General features: G+C 62.8%; 24 protein-coding genes. 13 read left to right on the forward strand and 11 right to left on the reverse strand.

Translation table 11 applies throughout. The features are described 5' to 3' along the window. The first annotated feature begins 109 nt into the window (after window positions 1-109). Together JOD97_RS06450 and JOD97_RS06455 are read left to right on the forward strand one after the other, a co-directional pair. The gene (locus tag JOD97_RS06450; RefSeq protein WP_209714396.1) at window positions 110-493 is read left to right on the forward strand and encodes a hypothetical protein; all 384 of its coding nucleotides are present in this window, start codon (window positions 110-112) and stop codon (window positions 491-493) included. Between the two features lie 331 nt (window positions 494-824). Then, window positions 825-1712 carry a PAS domain-containing protein gene (locus JOD97_RS06455; protein ID WP_209714398.1) on the forward strand — a complete coding sequence of 296 codons (888 nt, stop codon included), beginning with the start codon at window positions 825-827 and terminating at the stop codon, window positions 1710-1712. A 260-nt stretch (window positions 1713-1972) separates the two neighbouring features. Here the strand turns inward: JOD97_RS06455 and JOD97_RS06460 are convergent, their stop codons facing one another. Continuing rightward, window positions 1973-2200, reverse strand: a complete 228-nt coding sequence (locus JOD97_RS06460) for a hypothetical protein (protein ID WP_229264205.1) — start codon at window positions 2198-2200, stop codon at window positions 1973-1975. Between the two features lie 170 nt (window positions 2201-2370). Here JOD97_RS06460 and JOD97_RS06465 point away from each other — a divergent pair, with 170 nt between their 5' ends. Continuing rightward, on the forward strand, window positions 2371-2949 hold the full coding sequence (locus JOD97_RS06465; RefSeq protein ID WP_209714400.1) for a chromate transporter: 579 nt from the start codon (window positions 2371-2373) through the stop codon (window positions 2947-2949). Then, window positions 2946-3533: a chromate transporter gene (locus tag JOD97_RS06470; RefSeq protein WP_209714402.1), complete on the forward strand. Its 588-nt coding sequence runs from the start codon at window positions 2946-2948 to the stop codon at window positions 3531-3533. The genes JOD97_RS06465 and JOD97_RS06470 overlap by 4 nt, the downstream gene beginning before the upstream one ends. Before the next feature lie 74 nt (window positions 3534-3607). Here JOD97_RS06470 and JOD97_RS06475 read toward each other — a convergent pair whose 3' ends face one another. Together JOD97_RS06475 and JOD97_RS06480 are read right to left on the reverse strand one after the other, a co-directional pair. Continuing rightward, window positions 3608-5383, reverse strand: coding sequence for an amidohydrolase (locus tag JOD97_RS06475; RefSeq protein WP_209714403.1), 1776 nt, complete (start codon window positions 5381-5383; stop codon window positions 3608-3610). A 92-nt stretch (window positions 5384-5475) separates the two neighbouring features. Further along, window positions 5476-6042, reverse strand: a complete 567-nt coding sequence (locus JOD97_RS06480) for a YceI family protein (RefSeq protein ID WP_209714405.1) — start codon at window positions 6040-6042, stop codon at window positions 5476-5478. 315 nt (window positions 6043-6357) lie between these two features. On the opposite strand from JOD97_RS06480, the gene JOD97_RS06485 reads away from it, so the two are divergent. Further along, window positions 6358-7962 (forward strand): alkaline phosphatase, encoded by a 1605-nt coding sequence (locus tag JOD97_RS06485; protein ID WP_209714407.1) that lies wholly within the window; start codon window positions 6358-6360, stop codon window positions 7960-7962. Window positions 7963-8001: 39 nt separating this feature from the next. Here the strand turns inward: JOD97_RS06485 and JOD97_RS06490 are convergent, their stop codons facing one another. From JOD97_RS06490 to ssuE, 5 genes are read right to left on the reverse strand one after another with little or no spacing between them, the layout of a single operon-like run. Beyond that, complete coding sequence (locus tag JOD97_RS06490) at window positions 8002-8817, reverse strand: ATP-binding cassette domain-containing protein (RefSeq protein ID WP_209714409.1); 816 nt, start codon at window positions 8815-8817, stop codon at window positions 8002-8004. A gap of 18 nt (window positions 8818-8835) precedes the next feature. Then, window positions 8836-9663, reverse strand: coding sequence for an aliphatic sulfonate ABC transporter permease SsuC (gene ssuC / locus JOD97_RS06495; protein ID WP_209714411.1), 828 nt, complete (start codon window positions 9661-9663; stop codon window positions 8836-8838). A gap of 1 nt (window position 9664) precedes the next feature. After that, window positions 9665-10807, reverse strand: a complete 1143-nt coding sequence (gene ssuD / locus JOD97_RS06500) for an FMNH2-dependent alkanesulfonate monooxygenase (protein WP_209717260.1) — start codon at window positions 10805-10807, stop codon at window positions 9665-9667. A 21-nt stretch (window positions 10808-10828) separates the two neighbouring features. Beyond that, window positions 10829-11821: a sulfonate ABC transporter substrate-binding protein gene (locus JOD97_RS06505; RefSeq protein ID WP_209714413.1), complete on the reverse strand. Its 993-nt coding sequence runs from the start codon at window positions 11819-11821 to the stop codon at window positions 10829-10831. Between the two features lie 21 nt (window positions 11822-11842). Beyond that, the gene (gene ssuE / locus JOD97_RS06510) at window positions 11843-12430 is read right to left on the reverse strand and encodes an NADPH-dependent FMN reductase (RefSeq protein ID WP_209714415.1); all 588 of its coding nucleotides are present in this window, start codon (window positions 12428-12430) and stop codon (window positions 11843-11845) included. 166 nt (window positions 12431-12596) lie between these two features. Here ssuE and JOD97_RS06515 point away from each other — a divergent pair, with 166 nt between their 5' ends. From JOD97_RS06515 to JOD97_RS06540, 6 genes are all read left to right on the forward strand, one after another. Then, the gene (locus JOD97_RS06515) at window positions 12597-13097 is read left to right on the forward strand and encodes a prolyl-tRNA synthetase associated domain-containing protein (RefSeq protein ID WP_209714417.1); all 501 of its coding nucleotides are present in this window, start codon (window positions 12597-12599) and stop codon (window positions 13095-13097) included. Window positions 13098-13205: 108 nt separating this feature from the next. Continuing rightward, the gene (locus JOD97_RS06520; RefSeq protein WP_209714419.1) at window positions 13206-14414 is read left to right on the forward strand and encodes an acyl-CoA dehydrogenase family protein; all 1209 of its coding nucleotides are present in this window, start codon (window positions 13206-13208) and stop codon (window positions 14412-14414) included. A 162-nt stretch (window positions 14415-14576) separates the two neighbouring features. Next, window positions 14577-15395, forward strand: a complete 819-nt coding sequence (locus JOD97_RS06525; RefSeq protein WP_209714421.1) for a methionine ABC transporter ATP-binding protein — start codon at window positions 14577-14579, stop codon at window positions 15393-15395. Continuing rightward, window positions 15388-16080 (forward strand): methionine ABC transporter permease, encoded by a 693-nt coding sequence (locus tag JOD97_RS06530; RefSeq protein ID WP_209714425.1) that lies wholly within the window; start codon window positions 15388-15390, stop codon window positions 16078-16080. Before JOD97_RS06525 ends, JOD97_RS06530 begins: the two co-directional genes overlap by 8 nt. 11 nt (window positions 16081-16091) lie before the next feature. Further along, the gene (locus JOD97_RS06535) at window positions 16092-16940 is read left to right on the forward strand and encodes a MetQ/NlpA family ABC transporter substrate-binding protein (protein ID WP_209714427.1); all 849 of its coding nucleotides are present in this window, start codon (window positions 16092-16094) and stop codon (window positions 16938-16940) included. Beyond that, the gene (locus tag JOD97_RS06540) at window positions 16940-18340 is read left to right on the forward strand and encodes an LLM class flavin-dependent oxidoreductase (protein ID WP_209714429.1); all 1401 of its coding nucleotides are present in this window, start codon (window positions 16940-16942) and stop codon (window positions 18338-18340) included. The genes JOD97_RS06535 and JOD97_RS06540 overlap by 1 nt, the downstream gene beginning before the upstream one ends. Window positions 18341-18425: 85 nt before the next feature. Here JOD97_RS06540 and epsC read toward each other — a convergent pair whose 3' ends face one another. Then, complete coding sequence (epsC, locus tag JOD97_RS06545) at window positions 18426-19349, reverse strand: serine O-acetyltransferase EpsC (RefSeq protein ID WP_209714431.1); 924 nt, start codon at window positions 19347-19349, stop codon at window positions 18426-18428. A gap of 158 nt (window positions 19350-19507) precedes the next feature. On the opposite strand from epsC, the gene JOD97_RS06550 reads away from it, so the two are divergent. Then, on the forward strand, window positions 19508-20689 hold the full coding sequence (locus JOD97_RS06550) for a multidrug effflux MFS transporter (RefSeq protein WP_209714433.1): 1182 nt from the start codon (window positions 19508-19510) through the stop codon (window positions 20687-20689). 99 nt (window positions 20690-20788) lie between these two features. Here the strand turns inward: JOD97_RS06550 and JOD97_RS06555 are convergent, their stop codons facing one another. Next, window positions 20789-21040: a hypothetical protein gene (locus JOD97_RS06555; RefSeq protein WP_209714435.1), complete on the reverse strand. Its 252-nt coding sequence runs from the start codon at window positions 21038-21040 to the stop codon at window positions 20789-20791. Window positions 21041-21158: 118 nt separating this feature from the next. Between JOD97_RS06555 and JOD97_RS06560 the strand changes: the two genes are divergently transcribed. Continuing rightward, complete coding sequence (locus tag JOD97_RS06560; RefSeq protein WP_209714438.1) at window positions 21159-21620, forward strand: Rrf2 family transcriptional regulator; 462 nt, start codon at window positions 21159-21161, stop codon at window positions 21618-21620. 14 nt (window positions 21621-21634) lie between these two features. On the opposite strand, the gene JOD97_RS06565 is transcribed toward JOD97_RS06560, so the two are convergent. Further along, window positions 21635-22297, reverse strand: coding sequence for a GntR family transcriptional regulator (locus tag JOD97_RS06565; RefSeq protein WP_209714440.1), 663 nt, complete (start codon window positions 22295-22297; stop codon window positions 21635-21637). Window positions 22298-22397 lie beyond the last annotated feature (100 nt).

The raw sequence follows: 22397 nt of genomic DNA on the forward strand, positions 1-22397 counted from the left end.
GCTTTGCTCATCCAGATGCAAAAACTATCGAAACAATAGAAACAATAAATTTTACCAATGGACGCCGATTGAGTACGCTGACAACTCCACCAGCCAAACGAGTATGATCATGAACAAGTCCACGCCCACCGCTACCATCCGCCCTCTTCCGCTCAGCGGCATCGCCCTGGGACTGGCCTACGCGGCGGGCGTGCTGGGCTTCGGGATGCCCGGCTGGGTGTTTTTCGCCGCCGGCGCGCTCATATGGATGATGGCGGACGGCCGCACCGTGGTGGGCTTGCTGACCCGTCGCGCGGAGCACCATACGCAGCGTATGATCACCTACAGCACGCCGCCGGCGATCGCCCTGCTGGCCTACCTGACCCTGGCCGACGGCAACGCCGATCCGGTCGTCGGGGGCGCGCTGGCCTTGCATGCGCTGCTGGTGTGGGCGGTGCTGATGGGGGCGGCCTACGCTGTTTCTCAACAATCACCGGTAAGCCACCGTATTTAAAGCGGATTTCCCAGATATCCACACCAACTGTGGATAAGGTTGTGAATAACCCCCTCTTGACAGCCGAGAACCCCTTTAACGGCGGGGGTTTTAATAAAATGCCCAATCCGCAGGCAGATTTTTTACCCAATAGAATCAATCACTTACAAGATCTAAAATTTCAGCGCGCGGGCCTTTTGAGGCTGCTTGAAAAATATTTTTCTGTGCATAAGTAGGAACCGAGACAACTATGTCACCCCGCGCAGGGAATCCTTTGACAAAAGTACGTGTGAGGAATAGTGTGGCTCTGGAGGTACGCATGGCCTTCTTAGACTCGCCTCGGGATTGATGCATGAACCAGAATGACGATGACACGGATTGGATGATAGAAGACGAGCTCGTACCGCTCGACGCACCGCAGGCGGGAGCGTCGTCGGCGCCGCCGCCGTGGCGGGTGCTCATCGTGGATGACGACGTCGATGTCCACGTGGTCACCAAGTTCTCGCTCAGCAATGTGTGTTTCCTGGGTAGGCGGCTCAGCTTCCTGCACGCCTATAGCGGCGAGGAAGCGCTGAACACCCTGCGCAACACGCCGGACATCGCGCTGGTGCTGCTGGACGTCATCATGGAGACCAGCGACGCCGGGCTCAATGTCGCGCGCCAGATCCGCGATACGCTGCACAACCAACTGGTGCGCATCGTGCTGCGCACCGGCCAGCCGGGACAGGCGCTGGAACACAGCATCATCCTCGACTACGACATCAATGATTTCTGGTGCAAGACCGACCTGACCACGCGCAAGCTGTTTACGACCGTCATTTCGTCGCTGCGGGCCTACCATGGCCTGGAGGAAGCGCACCGGCAGACGGTGACGCTGCAGGCCGAACTCGATCATGCGCGGCGCGTGCTGACGGCGGTCGACCAGCACGCACTCATCGCCACCTTGAACCGGCGCGGAAAAATCGCCTCGGTCAACGACAAGTTCTGCGGCGTATTCCAGTTCGGCCGCGACGAGTTGATCGGCGCCGACCTGCGCCTGCTGCATCCGCCCGCCTACCCGCAGGACCAGCTGGCGGACGCCCTGCAAGCCGTCAAGGACGGCGAAAACTGGAGCGACGTCGTCACTGCCTGGCGCCGCGACGGCCAGGAACTGCGCTTGCGGGTGACGGTCAGCGCCCTCGACGAACCGGCGACGCCATACATCGTGCTCGCCAGCGTTTTGCAAACGCTCAAAAAGTGAGCCTAAGTCACGGATTGTTAAGCGGTTTTTCGGATATCCACAGCATCTGTGGATATCTATGTGGACAACACCCCATTGACAACGCGGCGCGCCTGTAACGACGCGGTTTTCTACAAACTGCCCATCCAAAAGGCAAAATTAAACCCCTTAGAAATCAAAGACTTGCCACCACATCGATTGTTAAACAAAATTCTTTTAAAAAAATTCTTGTCAACATGATGTGTGCATAACTAAACGGGGACCAGTTTCATCGGCCGCGCTCAGTGCCGCGCCTTGCGACGCTGTTGAGGATTCAGCAACACCCGCTCGATCACCTGCGGCGCCACGTTATGGGATTTCATGTACTCGATGGCGCAAATCGTATTGAAGCTCGACTGCACGATAATGCCACGGTCGACGACGGCGCTGCACTGCTCGTCGTGTCTTTGCTGTTGGAAATCGGTTTGGGGAACAGACTCCAGGCGGTGGGCTAGCAAGGCGTTCATCATGATCCTTAGCGAAAGGTTAAGGGATATTTGATCCCGATCAAAGACGTGCAACGGGAGTATGAGCGACCCGGAGCCAAAGTCAATGTCAGGCTCCTATCATTCTAGAATTAAAATATTGCCTGTACTGAACGCAATAGACACGGGGCAATAACCGGGGCGATAATGACCGGATGACCCCAGAGACGCCACGCCCCCGCCCCACTTCGCTGTTTGATTTATTCCTCTCGTTCACCGTTTTGGCCTTGCAAGGCTTCGGCGGCGTGCTCGCGGTCGTACAGCGCGAAATGGTCGAGCGCAAGCGCTGGCTGACGCAGGAGGAGTTTCTCGAGGACTGGGCGGTCGCCCAGATCATGCCCGGTCCCAACGTCGTCAACCTGGCGCTGATGATCGGCGGCCGCTACTACGGCCTGCGCGGCGCCATGTCGGCGCTGGCCGGCATGCTGACGGTGCCGTTGATGGTGGTGCTGGGCCTGGCGCTGCTGCATGCGCACTATGCCAACCATCCGGGCGTGGCCGGCGCGTTGCGCGGCATGGCGGCCGTGTCGGCCGGCATGATCGCCGCTACCGGGCTGAAGCTGGCCTCGGCGCTGCGCAAGCACCCGTTGCCGCTGTGGCTGACCGGACTGATCGCTTTGCTGTGCGTCGGCTTTGTCGTGGTGCTGCGGCTGCCGCTGGCTTACACCCTGCTCATCCTCGGCAGCGTCGCCGTCACGCTGACCTACCGCACGATGAAGGGAAAGCGGCCATGAGCGAGGCGCCCATCCATGTCGTGCTGAGCTTTGCCGATTGGCTCAACCTGTTTGGCCATTACATGCTGTTATCGCTGTTGTCGATCGGCGGCGCGATTTCGACGACGTCGGAAATGCACCGCTTTCTGGTCGAGGAGCACCATTGGCTGACGCAATCGCAGTTCAACGACTCGATCGCCATCGCCCAGGCCGCGCCGGGGCCGAACGTGCTGTTCGTCGCGCTGATGGGCTGGAACGTGGGGCTGAACGCGGGCAGCTACACGGCCGCGTTCGCCGGAGTGGCGGTGACGATGCTCGGCATCATGATTCCCAGCACCACACTGACCTACCTGGCCGCGCGCTGGGGCCATCGCAACCGCGAGCTGCTGGGCGTGCGGGCCTTCAAGCAGGGGATGGCGCCGGTGGTGGTCGGGTTGATGGTGTCGGTGGGGATCATCTTAGGCAGCGCCAATCGCGACTGGACCACCGACTGGCCGCTGTGGCTGTTGTCGGTCGCCGCCGGAGTCGTGATCTGGCGCACCCGGCTGCATTTGCTGTGGCTGCTGGGCGCGGGCGCGATCTTGGGGTGGTACGGGTTGGTGTGATGCAAAGAACCCGGTACGGCGGGGTCGGACCCACCGGGTCCGACCCCGGACATTCACGCCGTGCGGGTTAAAACTTACTTGTTCTGGTAACCACCGTAATACTTCACAGGGCTCCACTCCGGCTGCACCTCGGGCACGGCCGGCGCCAGCTGCTTGTACTCCGGCCCGGCATACACCACCTTGCCATTGACAATGGTCAGACTGCTTTCCAGATTCTTGATCTTCTCGACATCCATCGAGAAGTAATCCTGCGGCAAGATCACCACGTCCGCGTATTGCCCCTTGGCCAGCGTGCCCTTGAGCTTTTCCTCGCCGCTCATCCAGGCGCTGCCCTGCGTCATCAGCTTCAACGCCTGGTAGCGGCTCAGCACATCGCCCGGCTGCCACAAGCTCAGGCCGCCCGCCGTCTTGCCCGTCACCGCCCAGTAGATCGACGGCCACGGACCATAGCTGCTCACGCGCGTGCCATCGGTCCCCAAGCCGACCGGAATCTTCATCTCCAGCATCTTCTTAATCGGCGGCATCTGGCGGGTCTGCGCACCGTACTGCTTCCAGTACAGCTCGCCCTGGAAGTGCATGCGGTTTTGCACGGCGATGCCACCACCCAGCGCTTTCACCCGCGCCAGTTGCTTGTCGCTGATGGTCTCGGCGTGGTCGAAGAACCAACGCAGGCCGTTCAGCGGCGTGTCCTTGTTGACCTTTTCAATGACGGCCAAGTCGCGGTCGATGCTCTCGTCATACGTCGCGTGGATGCGGAACGGCCAGCGGTTCTTGATCAGCAGCCGCAGCACCGGCTCCAGCTCGCTCTCCATCTCCTTCGGCATGTTGGGGCGCGGCTCGAGGAAGTTCTCGAAGTCGGCCGCGCTCCACACCAGGTTCTCGCCGCCGCCCTCGGTGTTGTAGCCGTTGGCGTAGAACAGATGGTCATTCTTGTCCGGCTTGGTCTGCGTCAGCCAGCGCTGGTAATCCTCCAGCTCCTTGCCCGGCTTTTGCGCGAACAGATAATACGACGTGCGCACCGTCAGCTTGCCGTTCCTGGCCAGCTCCAGGCTGACCGCGTAGTCGTCCGGATAGGCCTGGCCACCGCCGCCGGCATCGATGGCGCTGGTTAAGCCGAGGCGATTCAGTTCGGTGTAATACTGCTGCGTGGAATTGATCTGCTGCTCGCGCGGCAACACGTTGGTCTTGGCCAAGGTGGTGTACAGGATCATCGCGTTCGGCTTGGCGATCAGCAGGCCGGTCGGCTTGCCGTCGGCGCCCAGTTCGACCACGCCGTCCTTGTATTTGGTGTCGGCGTTGTAACCGAGCGTGGCGATGCCTTTCTGGTTGAGGAAGCCCAGGCCGTACAGGTACAGAATGAACACCGGCTTGTCCGGCACCGCCTCGTTGATTTCGGCCAGGGTCGGCAGCCGCTTTTCCTCGAACTGGAACTCGTTCCAGCCGCCCACGACCTTGATCCAGGCGCCGTCCGGTGTGCGCGCCGCCTGCTCCTTCAGCATTTGCAAGGCTTTCTTCAGCGACGTCACGCCGTCCCAGCGCAACTCGGCGTTGTAGTTCAAGCCCTCGCGGATGATGTGCAGGTGGGAATCGTTGAGGCCGGGAATGACGGTTTTGCCGCCGGCGTCGATCAACTGGGTGTTGGCCGATTTGAGTTTGAGGATGGCGGCGTTGCTGCCGACGGCCTGGATCTTGCCGTCCTGGATGGCGAGCGCCTGGGCGAACACGCCCTCCTTCGTCATCGTGGCGATCTTGCCGTTGGTGATGATCAGGTCCGTCGCGGCCTGCGCCGACGTCGCCAGCGCGACGGTATGGATCAGGGTGACAGCGAATGCGAGCTGCTTCAATTTCATCGTACTACTCCTAAAAATATAATGGGCCGGCGCGGAGTGGCTACCGCGCCGGCCCACATCAAGGCCAACGAATTGAGGCTAGCTCAGTTCGATTAGTCCTTGAGTGCTTCGACCGCGAAGGTCAGGGTAACGTCGTCGCCGACGTTAGGTGCGTATTTACCTGCGTTAAATTCGGTACGCTTGATGGTGGCGGTGGCGTTGGCGCCGCAAGCCAGTTTCTTCATCATCGGGTGGTCCATGCACTTGAAGCCGGTCACGGTCAGCGTCACTGGCTTGGTCACGCCCTTGACGGTCAGGTTGCCTTCGATGGTCGACGGGGTGTCGCCCTTGAAGTTGACCTTGGTCGACTTGTAGGTGATGGTCGGGAACTTGGCGGTGTCGAGGAAATCCTCGCCCTGGATGTGCTGGTCGAACAGTTTCGAGCCGGTATCGACCGATTTGGTGTCGATGGTCGCTTCGACCGAGCCGGTCTTGGCGGCGCGGTCGATCGTGATCTTGGCGCTGGTGTTGTTGAAGCGGCTCGTCTGCAGCGAGTAGCCGAAGTGGCTATACGAGAAGCTCGAGAAGGTATGGTTGGCATCGGAAGTGAACGATTCCGGTGCGGCAACGGCGGACATCGAGATACCAGCGGCGACCATCAGGGCGAAGATTTTTTTCATGTAGGACTCCAGAATGTTGGAACACAAATAAGAACGCTAACGGACGAGCCTGGCCAGCCCGTTGATGTTCTCGAGTGGGAATGATTATGCTCGCGACATCTAAAGTTGTAAAACGAAAAATTTACCGCTTTACTATCGATAAAATCGATCATACGGCGTGGGAATAATAATAACGGAGCGCGGCTAGAAGCGAATCCGCCATAAGGCGGAGGGGGGCGGACCACTTAACCGTCCCGCCCCCGTTCCGTTGACGATTTCATCGCCATGTCATATTAAAAAACTAAGCTTGTCCGCTCTCAAATGATCGGAGCAAGCATGACTTCATCGATTTCACGTCGCAATTTCCTGGCCCAAGGTGGGGCATTGGTGGGCAGTTCCGCATTGGGCGGCTCCCTGCTGCTGGGGGGCTGCGGCAGTAGCAGCCCCACGGCCATCGGCGTCAGCGAGAACGAACGGCCCAAGATGCTGTCGGGGATACAGTTCGGCGACGTTACGGATGAACGGGCGATCATCTGGAGCCGGACCGACCGCAACGCGCAGATGATTGTCGAATACGATACCAGCGACCGTTTCAACAACTCCAGCCGCATCGTTGGCCCCACTGCCAGCGACGCCACCGATTTCACCACCCGTGTCGACCTGAGCGGCTTGCCCGCCGGCCAAACGGTATTCGTGCGTGTGCGCTATGTGGATCCCAACAATTCGAAAATCGAAAGCGAAACCATCTCGGGTCAATTCCGGACCACGCCGGCTGCCGATGGAACCCGGGCCGTGCGTTTTCACTGGAGCGGCGACCAGTGCGGCCAGGGCTGGGGCATCAACACCGATTTTGGCGGCATGAAAATCTATGAAGCGATGCGTTTGCGCGACCCGGACTTTTTCATCCACAACGGCGACACGATTTATGCCGACGGACCGATCCTGGCCCAGGTAACGGCGGAAAACGGCCAGGTCTGGCGTAATCTGGTCACGGAAGAAGTCAGCAAGGTCGCGGAAACGCTGAAGGAATACCGCGGCCGCCATGCCTATAATATGATGGATGCGAACTTCCGCAAGTTCGCCGCGCAGGTGCCGCAGGTCTGGCAATGGGACGATCACGAAGTGACGAATAACTACAGCGCGTCCAAGGATTTATCGGCCGATACGCGTTACACCGAAAAAAACATTGCGACCCTCACCGCGCGCGGCCGTCGCGCCTTTCTCGAATATGCGCCCATGCGCTATTACAAGCAAAGCGAACCGCAGCGCATTTATCGCACCATCTCGCACGGCCCGTTGCTGGACGTATTCGTCGTGGACATGCGCAGCTACCGTGGTCCGAACAGCACCAACCTGCAAACCGCGGAGGACGCCAGCTCGGCATTCCTGGGACGTGAACAGGTGGAATGGCTGATCGCCGGGCTGAAAGCCTCGACCGCGACCTGGAAAGTCATCTCCGCCGACATGCCCATCGGCCTGAACGTCGGCGACGGCAAGAACGCCCAGGGCGAGGCCTTATGGGAAGCGCTCGCCAACGGCAACGACGGCGCTCCACTCGGCCGCGAACTGGAAATGGCCCGCCTGCTCAGCAGTATCAAGGCGGTCCCCAACGTGGTTTGGATCACCACCGACGTCCACTACTGCGCCGCCCACTATTACGATCCCGCCCAGGCCCGGTTCACGAACTTTTCCCCATTCTGGGAATTCGTCGCCGGCCCGATGAACGCCGGCACCTTCGGACCGGGCGTGCTCGACAAAACCTTCGGCCCCACCGCGGTATTCTCGAAAAGCCCGCTGATCCAGAACTCCTCGCCGTTTGCCGGCTACCAGTTCTTTGGTGAAGTCAATATCGACCCGCGCACCAAGGCGATGAAGGTCGAGCTGTTCAACCTCGACGGCGTCTCCCAGTTTGCACAGACGCTGCCGGCGGTGGGGGTTTAAAGCGTAGACAGGTCCCCGGGTTTTCATGGCCTCCGGGGATCAGGCGGCGGCGGCTTGTTGCGGCTCGGGGTGATGCAGGATGCGGCTCAACAAGCGCTGCTCCAGCGCCGCGAAGGCCGCGTTGCCCCGCGCGCGCGGCCGAGGCAAATCCACCTTCAGATCGAGCGTGATGCGCCCCTCCTCGATCAGCACCACACGGTCCGCCAGGGCCAGCGCCTCCTGCACATCGTGCGTGACCAGCACCGCCGTGAACCCGCGCTGCAACCACAACGCCTCGATCAGCTGCTGCATCTCGATGCGCGTCAACGCATCCAACGCGCCCAGTGGCTCGTCGAGCAGCAGCAACTGCGGCTCGTGCAGCAAGGCGCGCGCCAGCGCCACGCGCTGCCGCTGACCGCCCGAGAGCTCCGCCGGCCAATCGTCGGCGCGCTCCGCCAGGCCGACCGTCGACAACGTCGCCGCCGCCGCGTTCAGGGAGCGCGGCAAGCCTAGCGCCACGTTCTCCAGCACCGTCTTCCACGGCAGCAGGCGCGCCTCCTGGAACATGATGCGGATGCTGGCGCCGATGGCGCCCCTGCCGATCGCGATGCTGCCTTCGTCGGCCGTCTCCAGGCCGGCGATCGCGCGCAGCAAGGTGCTCTTGCCGCAACCGCTGCGCCCCACCACGGCGACGAACTCGCCGGGGTGCAGCTCGAGCCGGACGTTCTTCAACACCTCGCGCTCGCCGAAGGATTTGCTCAAGCCCTCCAGCGCCAGCGAGACGCCCTGGCGCTTGACGGGCGCCGGTGCGGGCGCGTTTTGCGCCCTGGCCTTGCTCAAACCGGGGACATCGAATAAAGCGGTCGAAATGTTCATATCATTGACTCCATCAAATCAGCGGTAAGCGGGATTCCAGCGCAGGAAGCGCTTTTCCAGGCCGCGCGACAGCAGGTCGGCCGCCTTGCCGAGCAGCGCGTACAGCAGTATCCCCACCAGCACCACGTCCGTTTGCAGGAACTCGCGGGCGTTCATGGTCATGTAGCCGATGCCCGCTTGCGCCGAAATCGTCTCCGCCACGATCAGCAGCACCCACACGAGACCCAGCGAAAAGCGCACGCCCACCAAAATCGACGGCAGCGCCGCCGGCAGGATCACGTCGCGGTACAGCGGCCAGCCGGACAGGCCGTAGCTGCGCGCCATCTCGATCAGGCCCCGGTCGGCCGAACGGATGCCGTGGAAGGTGTTCAGATACACCGGGAAGAACACGCCCACCGCCAGCAGGAACAGCTTGGCCGTTTCGTCGATGCCGAACCAAAGGATCACCAGCGGTATCAGTGCCAGCGCCGGGATGTTGCGCACCATTTGCAGCGTGGTGTCGAGCAGCGTCTCGGCGCGGCGGAAGCTGCCGGTCAGCAGGCCAAGCGCCAGCCCCAGTCCGGCGCCGATGGCGAAGCCGCTGATCGCGCGCCACAGGCTGGTGCGAAGATGTATCCACAGCTCGCCCGACACCGCCAGCGTCCAGAAGGCCTTGGCCACCGCCCACGGCTCCGGCAGGATGCGGCTCGACAGCCACCCCAGTTGCGATGCCGCCTGCCAGCCGGCGATCAGCAGCACCGGCAAGATCCATGGCGCGAACACGCTGCTTTGCGTCCGTCCGCCGGCATTTTTACGCGCCGGTTTGCGGGTGCCCTTGACTAGCGGTTGTGGTAAGACGGCCGCCATCTCAAGCCGCCTTCTTCGGCACGATATCGCTGGCCATCACTTCGCCGAACGGCCCGCTCAGCGACTGCTCGCCCACGGCTTTGCCCTTGCCCAGCAACGGGAACACCAGTTCGGCGAAGCGGTACGACTCCTCCAGATGCGGGTAGCCGGAGAAGATGAAGGTGTCGATCCCCAGGTCGGCGTATTCGCGGATGCGCGCGACCACCGTCTCGGGATCGCCGACCAAAGCGGTGCCGGCGCCGCCGCGCACCAGGCCCACGCCGGCCCACAGGTTGGGCGAGACTTCCAGCTTGTCGCGGCGGCCGCCGTGCAAGGCCGCCATGCGCTGCTGTCCGACCGAATCCATCTTGCCGAACGCCGCTTGCGCCTTGGCGATGATGTCGTCGTCCAGATGGCTGATCAACTCGTCGGCGGCGCGCCACGCGGCTTCGTTGGTTTCGCGAACGATCACGTGCAGGCGGATGCCGAATTTGACGGTGCGGCCATGCTTGGCGGCGCGCGCGCGGATGTCGGCGATCTTTTCGGCGACGGCGGCCGGCGGCTCGCCCCAGGTCAGGTAGACATCCATCTGCTCGGCCGCCAGTTCGTGCGCGGGCTCGGAGGAGCCGCCGAAGTACAGCGGCGGATAAGGCTTCTGCACCGCCGGATACAACGTCTTGGCGCCCTTGACCTTGATATGCTTGCCCTCGAAGTCATAGCCGGCGTCGCCGCCCTCGCCCGCCAGCGACGCGCGCCATACGCGGATGAATTCATCCGATATCTCATAGCGCTTGGCGTGGTCGGCATAGAGGCCGTCCGCCTCCAGTTCGCCCTGGTCGCCGCCGGTGACGACGTTGATCAGCAGCCGACCGTTGGATAAACGGTCGAACGTCGCGGCCATGCGCACCGCCAGGCCGGGCGTGGTCAGGCCGGGCCGGATCGCGACCAGGAACTTGAGCTTTTGCGTGACGCTGATCAGCGACGAGGCGACCACCCATGCGTCTTCGCAGGAGCGGCCGGTCGGCAGCAGCACGCCGTCGTAGCCCAGCGTGTCGGCGGCGACCGCGCATTGTTTCAGATAGTCGGCATCGACCGGACGCGCGCCCTTGGAGGTGCCGAGATAGCGGCTGTCGCCGTGGGTCGGGATAAACCAGAAGATATTCAGTGACATGATGGTTTCGATTCCTTATTGCGCCGCCAGCTGTTTGGCCGGCAGTTGGGCATCCTTGACCGCGATCGGTTTCGGAATCAGTTTGAGGGTGGAGAAAGCGTCGGCCAGCTTTTGCTGCTGTTGCAGCACGTCGGCGGTGATCGGCTTGACGCCGTAGGCATAGCGGGAGGCCGCCAGCGCCACCACGTCGGTATCGAGGCCGGTCTGCGCGGACAGGATGGTGGCGACCTCCTTCGGATTTTTGGCGCCCCACTCGTCCACCTTGGCGATTTCCTCCAGCACGATGCGGACCACTTCCTGGTTCTTTTCCGCATACGGACGCGCGGCCAGGTAGAATTGGTGGTTGGCGACCAGCCCTTTGCCGTCCGCCAGAACCCGCGCGCCCAGCTGCTTCTCGGCGGCGGCCAGGAACGGGTCCCAGACCACCCAGGCGTCCACGCTGCCGCGCTCGAAGGCTGCGCGGGCGTCGGCCGGCGGCAGGAAGACGGTATCGATGTCCTTATAGCCTATGCCCGCCTTTTCCAGCGCCTTGACCAGCAGGTAGTGGACATTCGAGCCCTTGTTCAGCGCGACCTTTTTGCCTTTCAAGTCGGCCAGGCTGCGGATCTTCGAATCCTTGGGGACGACGATCGCCTCGCTGGCCGGCGATGGCGGCTCGTTGCCGACATAAACCAGGTTGGCCCCGGCCGCCTGCGCGAAGATCGGCGGCGCTTCGCCGACGGTGCCGAAATCGACGCCGCCGACGTTCAGGCCCTCCAGCAGCTGCGGCCCGGCGGGGAATTCGGTCCATTTGACGGCGATGTTCTTGGCAGCCAGCCGCTGTTCCAGCGTGCCGCGTCCCTTCAACAGCGTCAACGTGCCGTATTTTTGATAGCCGATACGAATGGTCTGCGCTTCCGGCTTGGCCTGCGCCGCCGCGATGGTGGGTGTGCCTGCGGCCAGCACACCGGCGGCGAAGAGCAGGCCCAAAGTGTAGCGGCGCGCGGCGCGCTTTTGTTCGATACTCATCAATTCTTCCTTGATAGTGATTTAGCTGGCCAGGCGCACCGGCTCGGCCGGTACCACGTAGCTGTCGCCGATGCGGCCACTCAACGCGTTCAGGCCTGCGGACAGGGCCTCCACGCCGGCCTGCACGCGCCAGGAGATCGCTTGATCGAGCGCCAGCCCGGAGCCTTCGACCCAGACCAGCTGCTGCGACGTGGCGTAGACGCTGGTCAGCACGTGCCGCGCATCCAGCGCGTGCAGCACCGGCCGCAACGCGTAATCCAGCGCCAGCATGTGCGACTGGCTGCCACCGGTGGCGAGTGGCAGCACCAGCTTCCCGGCCAGTCCATCCTGCGGCAGCAGGTCGAGGAAGGCTTTCAGAATGCCGGTGAACGACGCTTTATAAACCGGGGTGGCGATCACCACCGCGTCGGCGGCAGCCACCGCCGCCAACGCGCGCTTGATCGCCAGGTCCGACGTGTCGGCGTGCAGCAGCGCCTGCGGCGGCAGATCGCGCACCTGCAGCTTGCTGTAGCGGTGGCCGTGCAAGGCCAGCTTTTCGCCGACATGATCCAGCAAACGGCCGGTGCTAGACGTCGCCGCGGGGCTGCCGCCTAAAAGAAGAATGCTCATGCTCTGGTCCCCATTGATGTTGTGGCGACCAGAATAAATCCGCACCTTTGAAATCAAAACGAATAGTTTTGCGCTTTGATATGCGGATTACATTTCATGATTTTTCCAAATAAGGTAAATTGAATTTTTTCCACCCTTATCCAAGTAACCGCTTCCAGGACCCGACATGGAAAGTACGCTTATCCACTGGCTGAATCAAACCGGCACTACATACCATCTGGCGGAGCACCCGCCCGTGCACACCATCGAGGAGGCGCTCGCCTCCGCGCCGTCGATGCCAGGCCTGATGACCAAGAATATCTTTGCGCGCGACGGCGGCGGCAAACGCCACTTCCTGATCATCGTGCCGTTCAATAAGCGTATCGACCTCGCGGAGCTGGCGCGCGTGCTGCCGTCGACAAAACTCGGTATGGCTTCGCCTGAGCGGCTCATGAAACACCTGGGCATCGCGCCCGGTTCGGTCAGCATCCTCGCGCTGATCAACGACAACGAGGGTGCGGTCGAAGTGGTGATCGACAACGCGGTGTGGGATGCTACCGCCGTCCAGGCGCATCCCTTGCGGAACACGGCGACGGTGTCGTTGACGCACGAGACGCTGGAGCGATTCCTGGAGCACACCGGCCATATGCCGCGCGTGCTGGAGGTTCCGGGTCAACTCACCTCGTAGACACGTCCAACAACGATTTTCCGCATAAGGAAAGCTGGATTTCTTCGTGTACGGTTTAAGGGGGCGGGTGCAATACTGGCGGCACCGAGACCCTTTAACGGACATACCATGTCTAAAGCCTTACTCAAAACGGCGCAGCATCCGACACAGGATGCGGTGCCGGCCCCACTAAGCGTCGCCATCGATCTGGCCAAGCGCCTGGCGGAAACAGCCAACGCCCGCGACCGGGCCGGCGGCCACGCGGCACAAGAGCGCGAATGGATACGCGAATCCGGCCTGCTCACGCTATCCATCCCCACCGCGTTCGGCGGCCAGGGCGCCGACTGGCCGACGGTCTACCAAGTGATCCGCATCCTCGCGCGCGCCGACAGCGCGCTGGCGCACGTACTGGGCTTCCACTATCTGCAACTGGCCGGCGTCGATTTATATGGCACGCCGCAGCAGCAGCGCCGCTTCCTGACGCAGACCGTGGAACAGAATCTGTTCTGGGGTAACGCGCTCAATCCGCTGGACCGCCGCACCACGGCAGTCGACGCCGACTATGGCTTCGTGCTCGATGGCGTAAAGAGTTTCTCATCCGGCTCCGTGGGTTCCGACTGGCTGACCATCTCCGCCTGGCACGCGGAGACCGAAACCGCCTTGATCGGCGTGCTGCCGACCCGCCAGGAGGGCGTGACGGTGCAAGCCGACTGGGATGCCTTCGGCCAGCGGCAGACCGATAGCGGCAACGTCCACTTCACGCAGGTGGCGCTGCCATCGACGCAAGTGCTGCAGGCGCCGGGCCACACGCCCACCGCCCGGGCGACCTTGCGCTCGCAGATCGCGCAGCTGATCATGGCCAACCTGTATCTCGGCATCGGCGAAGGCGCCTTCGAGGCGGCGCGCACCTACACGTTGAACGAAGCGCGGCCCTGGTTCGCCTCCGGCGTGGCCTCGGCCGCCGCCGATCCGCTGATACAGCACCGTTTCGGCCAGCTGTGGCTCAAGCTGCGGCCGGCGGCGGTGCTGGCCGACCACGCGGCGCGGGAGCTCGACAGGTTGTTCCGTCTGGGTGACGCGGTCACCGCGCGTGAACGCGGGGAGCTGGCCGTCGCCGTGGCCGAGGCAAAGGTGCTGGCCCACACCGCCGGCATCGACGTCAGCAACCAGATGTTCGAGTTGACGGGCGCCCGCTCGACCTCCGCCAGGTACGGCTACGACAGGTTCTGGCGCAACGTCAGGGTGCACACGCTGCACGACCCGGTGGACTACAAGATCCGAGACCTCGGTCGCTTCGCGCTCGATGGCACCGTGCCCGAACCGACCGCGTATTCCTGAAGAAGCTCTAGACATCTAAAACACGTAGGGCGGATTAGCGCAGCGTAATCCGCCACGCTCCGTCGGCGGCGCATACATGGCGGATTACGGCGTTCCGCCTAATCCGCCCTACGTGGATACGTGGATACGTGGATACGTGGTATTAACCAACCCAGATTTCCGATGACTACATTGATCAACATTACCCACGCGAGCAAAACCTTCGCACTGCCCGGCGGCGGGGAGTTCCACGCCGTGCGCGACGTCTCGCTATCGATCGGCCAAGGCGACATCTTCGGCTTGATCGGCAAGAGCGGCGCCGGCAAATCCACGCTGCTGCGCCTCATCAACCTGCTCGAACGCCCCGACCAAGGCCTGATCGAAGTCGACGGCCGCCAGCTGACATCGCTGAACAAGCGCGATCTGCGCGACGCCCGCCGCAATATCGGCATGATCTTCCAGCAGTTTAATTTGCTGCAGAACGCCAGCGTATTCGACAACGTCGCCTTCCCCCTTCGCATCCACGGCGGACTGACGGCCGACGGCATCACCGCCCGTGTCAACCAGTGCCTGGAACTGGTCGAATTGGGCGGCAAGTCCGCCAGCTATCCGGCGCAGCTTTCCGGCGGCCAGAAACAGCGCGTCGCCATCGCCCGCGCCCTGGCCAGCGGACCGGCCGTGCTGCTATGCGACGAGCCGACTTCCGCGCTGGACGCCGAGACCACGCGCGCCCTGCTTGCCACGCTGCGCGATATCAACCACCGGCTCGGCGTCACCATCGTTATCGTCAGCCACGAACTGTCGGTGATCGGGGAGATCTGCAACCGCGTCGCCGTTATCGAGGACGGCGCGATCGCCGAACAATTCGCGCTCGACGACGCGGCCGGCCTCGCGGTTCCGCGCAAAACCGCCCTGGGCCGCGAACTGGCGCAGCACGGCGCGGCAACGCTGGCAGTCGCCGCCCACGCCCACACACCGCACCGGGAGAGCGCCCATGTTTGATTCCATCAGTTCCCTGAGCGTCTCGGCCGTCAACGTCGTCGCCATGCTGCCCGAAATGGGCGTCGCCCTTGGCCAGACGCTGACCATGCTCGCCATCGGCCTGTCGGCGGCGGTGCTGATCGGCGGACCGCTCGGCATCCTGTTGTTCCTGGTCGCGGACGGCCAATCGCTGCAAAACCGTCCCGCCGCGCTGGTGCTGGGCTGGTTCGTCAACACGGTGCGCTCGTTCCCGTTCATCATCCTGCTGGTGGCGCTGGTGCCGTTCACCCGCATCATCGCCGGCACGTCGATCGGTCCATTGGCCGCCGCCGTGCCGCTATCATTCGCCGCCATCCCCTACTTCGCCCGCATGGTGGAACAGAACCTGCGCGAAGTGCCGCGCGGCGTGGTCGAGGCGGCGCACGCGATGGGCGCGTCGGAACTCCAGATCGTGCTGCGCGTGCTACTGGTCGAAGCCCGCTCCGGCCTGGTGCTGGCGCTGACCGTGCTGTCGATCAGCTTCCTGTCCTATTCGGCGGTGGCCGGCGTGGTGGGCGGCGGCGGCATCGGCGACCTGGCGATCCGCTATGGCTACTACCGCTTCGAAACCGACATCATGGTCGCCACCGTCGCCATCCTGATCGTCATGGTGCAACTGATCCAGTTCACCGGCAACCGCATCGCCAAACGTATCGATAAACGCTAGAGGAAAACAACGTGAAAACACCTAACCGCCGTCAACTGCTGCTGGCCGCCCTGCTCCTCGCCGCCGGCGCCCACACCATCGCCAACGCCAAGGACCCGAAGGAACTGGTGATCGGCACCAGCGCCGGACCATACGCCGACCAGGTCAAGCTGGGCATCAAGCCGATACTTGAAAAACAGGGCTACAAGGTCAAGCTGGTGGAGTTCAACGACTACATCCAGCCCAACTTCGCGCTGGCGGAGGGCTCGCTGGACGCCAACATCTTCCAACACATCGTCTACCTGACCAAGTTCTCGACAGAGCACAAGCTGCAACTGTCCGAACTGGTGAAAGTGCCGACCGCCCCCATCGCCATCTACAGCAAAAAACACAAGACGCTCAACGATGTGAAGGAAGGCACCACCGTCGCCCTGCCCAACGACCCGACCAACCAGGCGCGCGCGTTGGTGCTGCTCGATCAACTGGGCTGGATCAAGCTGCGCGAGAAGTACGATCCGGTGCGCGCGTCGGAAAAGGACATCGCGGCCAACACCAAAAAGATCAAGCTGATACCGCTGGAGGCGGCGCAACTGCCACGATCGCTGCAGGACACCGACTACTCCTTCGTCAACGGGAACTACGCGCTGGCCTCGGGCCTGAAGCTGAAAGATGCGTTGGCGACCGAGAAAATCTCGCCCAACTACGCCAACCTGGTGGCGGTGCGCACTGCCGACAGGGACAAGCAGTTCGCCAGGGATATCGCGGCCGCCTACCGCTCGCAGGAGTTCCTTGAGGTGACCGACAAACACTTCGCCGACTACGCCAAGACCGATTACCAACTGGCGCTGGAAGCCGTCGGCAAGCCCAACTCGGGAAAATAATGAGCAAACCGATACGCTTCAACGCCTTCCAGATGCACACGGTGAGCCATCAATCGCCGGGCCTGTGGACGCATCCACGCGACAATGGCCATCGCTACACCGATCCGGAACACTGGACGGAACTGGCGCGGCTGCTGGAGGCGGGCCGCTTCGACGCGGTGTTCCTGGCCGATGTGCTGGGCGCCTACGACGTCTATCAAGGCAGCGCCGACGCGGCGCTGCGCCACGGCGTGCAGGCACCGCTGAACGACCCGCTGGCACTGGTGCCGCTGATGGCGCAAGCCACCACGCACCTGGGCTTCGGCGTGACATGCGCGCTGACGTACGAGCATCCATACACCTTCGCGCGCCGCATCTCGACGCTCGACCACCTGACGCGCGGCCGTATCGGCTGGAATATCGTCACCGGCTACCTGGATAGCGCGGCGCGCAACCTGGGACTGAACCAGCAATTGGGCCACGACGAGCGCTATGACCTGGCCGACGAATACATGGATGTCGTCTACAAGCTGTGGGAAAAGAGTTGGGACGACGACGCGGTCGTCAACGACAAGGAGCGCGGCGTGTATGCCGAACCCTCGCGCGTGCACCCGATCAATCACGCCGGACGGCATTACAAGGTGCCGGGCTTTCACCTGTGCGAACCTTCGCCGCAGCGCACGCCGCTGCTGTACCAGGCCGGTACCTCGCCACGCGGCACGGCCTTCGCGGCCAGGCACGCGGAGTGCACCTTCGTCAGTGGTCCGAGCAAGCAGGTGGTGAAGAAGTATGCCGACGATCTGCGGGCGGCGGTGCGGGCCGCCGGCCGCGATGGCGATGCGCTGAAGATCTATGCGCAAGCGCTGATCGTCACCGCGCCCACCGAGGCCGAGGCGCGCGCCAAGCACGAGGAATACCGCCGGCATATCGATATCGAGGCCGCGTTGGCGCTGCTGTCCGGCTGGACCGGCGTCGACTTCAGCCGCTACGCGCTGGATGCGACGATCGAATATATCGATTCGGAGGCCGGGCGCTCGGCGCTGGCGTCGTTCAGCCAGGCGGACCCTGACCGCAAGTGGACGGTGCGCGAAGCGGCGGAGTTCATCGGCCTTGGCGGGCGCGGGCCGGTGCTGGTGGGCGATCCGGCGCAGGTGGCCGATCAGCTGGAGGCCTGGCAGGACGAGACGGGAATCGACGGCTTCAATCTGGCCTTCGCGGTGGCCCACGAAAGCATGGGCGATGTGGTGGAGCTGATCGTGCCGGAACTGCAGCGGCGCGGGCGCTATCGCAAGGAGTATGCGCCCGGTACGCTGCGCGAACAGGTGTTCGGACAGGGGCCGCGACTGGCGCCGACGCACGCCGGCCGGCAAGTGCGTATCGACGCCGCCGAGGTGGCGGCGCCATTGAAATCGGCCGCTTAAACCCGCACCGCCACGCGGGGTCGTACCCCATGCGGGGTACGACCCCTAAGTGGTAGCGGATGCGTATCGCTAAAAGGGTGCGGGTTTAGTCGTTGCGCATCTGCGCCTGCGACACGTTGCTGCCCGGCGGGACGCTCTGGGTGAGCCACACGTTGCCGCCGATGGTGGAGCCGGCGCCGATGGTGATGCGGCCCAGGATGGTCGCGCCGGCGTAGATCACAACGTCGTCCTCCACCACCGGGTGGCGCGGCACGCCCTTGATCAACACGCCCTTGTCGTCGGCCGGAAAGCGCTTGGCGCCCAGGGTCACGTGCTGGTAGAGGCGCACGCGCTGGCCGATGATGGCCGTCTCGCCGATCACCACGCCGGTGCCATGGTCGATGAAGAAGCTACCGCCGATCTGCGCGCCGGGGTGGATGTCGATACCGGTCAGCGAATGGCCGATATCGGAAATCAAGCGCGCCAGGAACGGCGCTCCCAGACGATGCAGGCTATGCGCCAGACGGTAATACAAAATCGCGATGGTGCCCGGATAGCACAGCATGATCTCCGCCACCGACGTCGCCGCCGGATCGCCGGAAAACGCCGCCTGCACATCGGAGACCATCAGCGCGCGGATCGCCGGCAACCCCGCCGCGAACTCACGGGTGATCGCGTGGGCGCAACGGGTCATCTTTTCCTCGTCGACGACCGCCTCCTCGCACGAGAACTGCAAACCGCGCCGAACCTGCTCGGTCAGGCGGTTCAAGGTCGTATTGAGCGTATCGCCGACAAAATAATCGATGCTTTCGTCGGTCAGGTTCGGGCGGCCGTAGTGGGTCGGAAACAGCACCGCCGACAGGCCGTTGACGATGATCGTCAGCGCCTCACGCGACGGCAGCTCCCTGACCTTGCCGTGGTGGCGGATATTGTGCGTCGCCTCGCGCGACACGCGCAGTTGCTCGATCACACTGGCCAGATTCCAATGCGACGGCCTCACGCCGGTTTCGTCAAAAGTGTCGATAGTCATGATGTCTCAAATATAGGCTGGAATAGAAAACGCGGACGCGATGTCCCACTGTATAGCTTAGCCGCCGCCCCTTCAAGTCGGAAGGAAGCATTTTTTGCTTCGATATGAGCTAATCGTATATCGCGTAAAATGCGGGTCTAACGAACAATACCCCTTTCATGAATATTTTGCTGACGCTCCTGCTGGCGGGTCTGACCATGGTCGGACCGCTGGCCATCGACACCTACCTTCCCTCCTTCCCGGCCATCGCCCAGACGTTCGATGCCAGTCCGCTGATCATCCAGCAGACTTTGAGCATGTTCCTGTTCTGCTTTGCCTTCATGATGCTGTTCTACGGCACGTTGTCCGACTCCTTCGGCCGCCGTCCGGTGATCCTGGTATCGCTGGTGCTGTACATCGCGGCCTCGATCTGCGCGGCCCTGGCGCCGTCGATCGGCGTGCTGCTGGCCTGCCGCGTGGTGCAGGGCCTGGCCGCCGGCGCCGGCTCGGTGGTTGGCCGCGCCGTCGTTATGGACCGATTTTCCGGCGCCGAGGCGCAGAAGATTTTGGCCCACATCATGATGGTGTTCGGCCTCGCCCCGGCGATCGCGCCGGTGCTGGGAGGCTGGCTGCAGGTCGGTTTCGGCTGGCGCTCGGTGTTCTGGTTCCTCGCCGCCTTCGGCGCGCTGATGTTCATCTCCGTGCAGCGCGCGCTGCCCGAAAGCCTGGCCGTCAAGGACCGCCATCCGTTTCATCTGGGGCCGATCGCCAAAAACTATTGGAAGGTGCTGTGCCACCACCACTTCCTGCTGCTGTCGATCGCCGTGGGCATGTGCTTCGCGGGCGTGGCGCTGTATATCGGTTCGGCGGCCTACTTTGTCATGAACATTCTGCACTTGCCTGAAACGGCGTTCGCGTGGATGTTCGTGCCGCTGATCGGCGGCATGGTGGTGGGGTCGGCCTTGTCGGGGAAGTTCGCGCATAAATTCTCGCGCAAGACGCAGGCTTGGATGGGCTTTGCCGTCATGATCGTGGCGGGCGTGATCAATGTGGCCTACAACTATTATTATGTGGCGGCCGTGCCTTGGGCGGTGATGCCGCTGTTTATCTACTCGTTCGGACTGGCGCTGGCCATGACGCCGCTGTCGATGATCGCGCTGGACTACTTCCCGAACAACAGCGGACTGGCGTCGTCGATGCAGTCGTTTATTCAGATGCTGTTGTTTGCGCTGGTTTCGGGGCTGGTGGCGCCGCTGTTGTTCGACAGCGCGCTCAAATTGGCGTGGGGCGTGCTGGCCAGTTTGGTGGTTAGCATGATCGCGTGGCTGCTGGCGCAGACCGGCAAGCCGGTGACGCATTAGCGCGGCGGAATCGGCCGTCGTTGGGACGTCGACGGCGCATCGATGGCGGATTACGGCGTTCCGCCTAATCCGCCCTACGTGATTCAGAATTTGTCGCTGTCAAGGCCAGGGTGTAGGATTGAGGTTCTCGTACTGCGCACCACCCTGCTCCGGCTCCCGATCGGCCGGCAGCCCGGCCGGCGCCTGCGCCGGATAGCGCAGTCCCAGTATCTCCTTGCGCGACTCGACAAAATCGGCGCTCGACAGCGGATTTTCCTTGTCTGGCCAGTTCTCCTCGGCCCACTGCTGCAATGCCTCAAAGCGCTGCCATAGCTCGTTGACGAACTGGCGGCGCGACTCTTCGTTGACCATGATTCCTCCTTGATTTTGCCTTCAGTCTGCGGTGCGTCGGCGTGATCGTCGGTACGCCGACGCACGAATATACATCCGCGGTTAGAATAGCGCCTTAAACTGCTTTAACGACTCACCAATGCGACTGACCTCTTTTACCGACTATTCGCTGCGCACGCTGCTCTTCCTCAGCGCGAACCGGGATCGCCTGGTCACCATCCAGGATATCGCCGACCTGCACGTGATCTCGAAAAACCACTTGATGAAAGTGGTCTATCAGCTGGGCCAATCCGGGCTGGTGGAGACGGTGCGCGGCCGCAACGGGGGTCTTCGCCTCGGCAAGGAGCCGAAGGACATCAATATCGGTGCGCTGGTCCGCGCCACCGAGACGGATTTTTTCATGGCGGAGTGCTTCGACCGCGCCAACGACACCTGCCCGCTGACGCCCGACTGCCGCCTCAAACATACACTCAACGACGCCACCAAGGCCTTCCTGGCCGTGCTGGACAAACAGACGCTGGCCGATATGCTGCCGGCCGATCCCGCCACGTCCGAGGTTAAACCGGTGCGCATCATGCGCGGTGCGGCCAGCCGGGACTAACCCGGCGTTCATCGTCAGGCCGCGTCCTGCGTCAAGCGCGGCAGGGACGCCATCAGGTCCGAGAAGCGCTGCCCCTGTATCATCACGTGATCGCGCAGCAGCCGCGCCGCCAAGTCGCCATCGCCGGCCAGGATAGCCTGCACCACCCCATCATGCTCGCGATAGGAATTGGCCAGGCGGTCGCGCACGCGCAGCTGCAGGCGGCGGTAGGGCCGCAGGCGCCGGTACAGGTTGCGGGTCTGCTCGATCAGGAACTGGTTATGGCTGCCGGCGTAGATCGCCTCGTGGAACACCTCGTTCTTGTAGTAATAGTCGTCCGGCTCGTGCGCCCGCATGGCCGCCTCGCAGGCCTCGTGCGCGGCCAGCAAAGTCTTTTGCTCCTCGGGCGTCATGCGCCGCGCCGCCAGTCGGCCGCAGGTCGACTCCAGTTCCGACATCACCTCGAACATCTCCACCAGTTGCTGCGGCCCCAGCTCGGCGACGATGGCGCCGCGACGCGGCCGGATCACCACCAACCCCATGGACGAGAGCTGTATCAGCGTCTCGCGGATCGGCGTGCGCGACACGCCGAAGCGGGTCGCCAGTTCGGTTTCGTCCAGATGCTGGCCGGGCTTGAACGCGCCCACCGCGATCATTTCTTCTATTTGTTCGCGCAAGCTTGCGGAATGGGTAGTCATGGTAGTCGATGCCTTTCGCCGCACAGGTTTTCATTATAAATGCGGTTTGAGCTTGACAATGTATCCAACGTGGACGATCTTGTATACATAAAAAAGAAGA

The organism is Duganella sp. 1411, from assembly GCF_017833525.1.
In the GTDB taxonomy this organism is placed as follows: domain Bacteria; phylum Pseudomonadota; class Gammaproteobacteria; order Burkholderiales; family Burkholderiaceae_D; genus Rugamonas.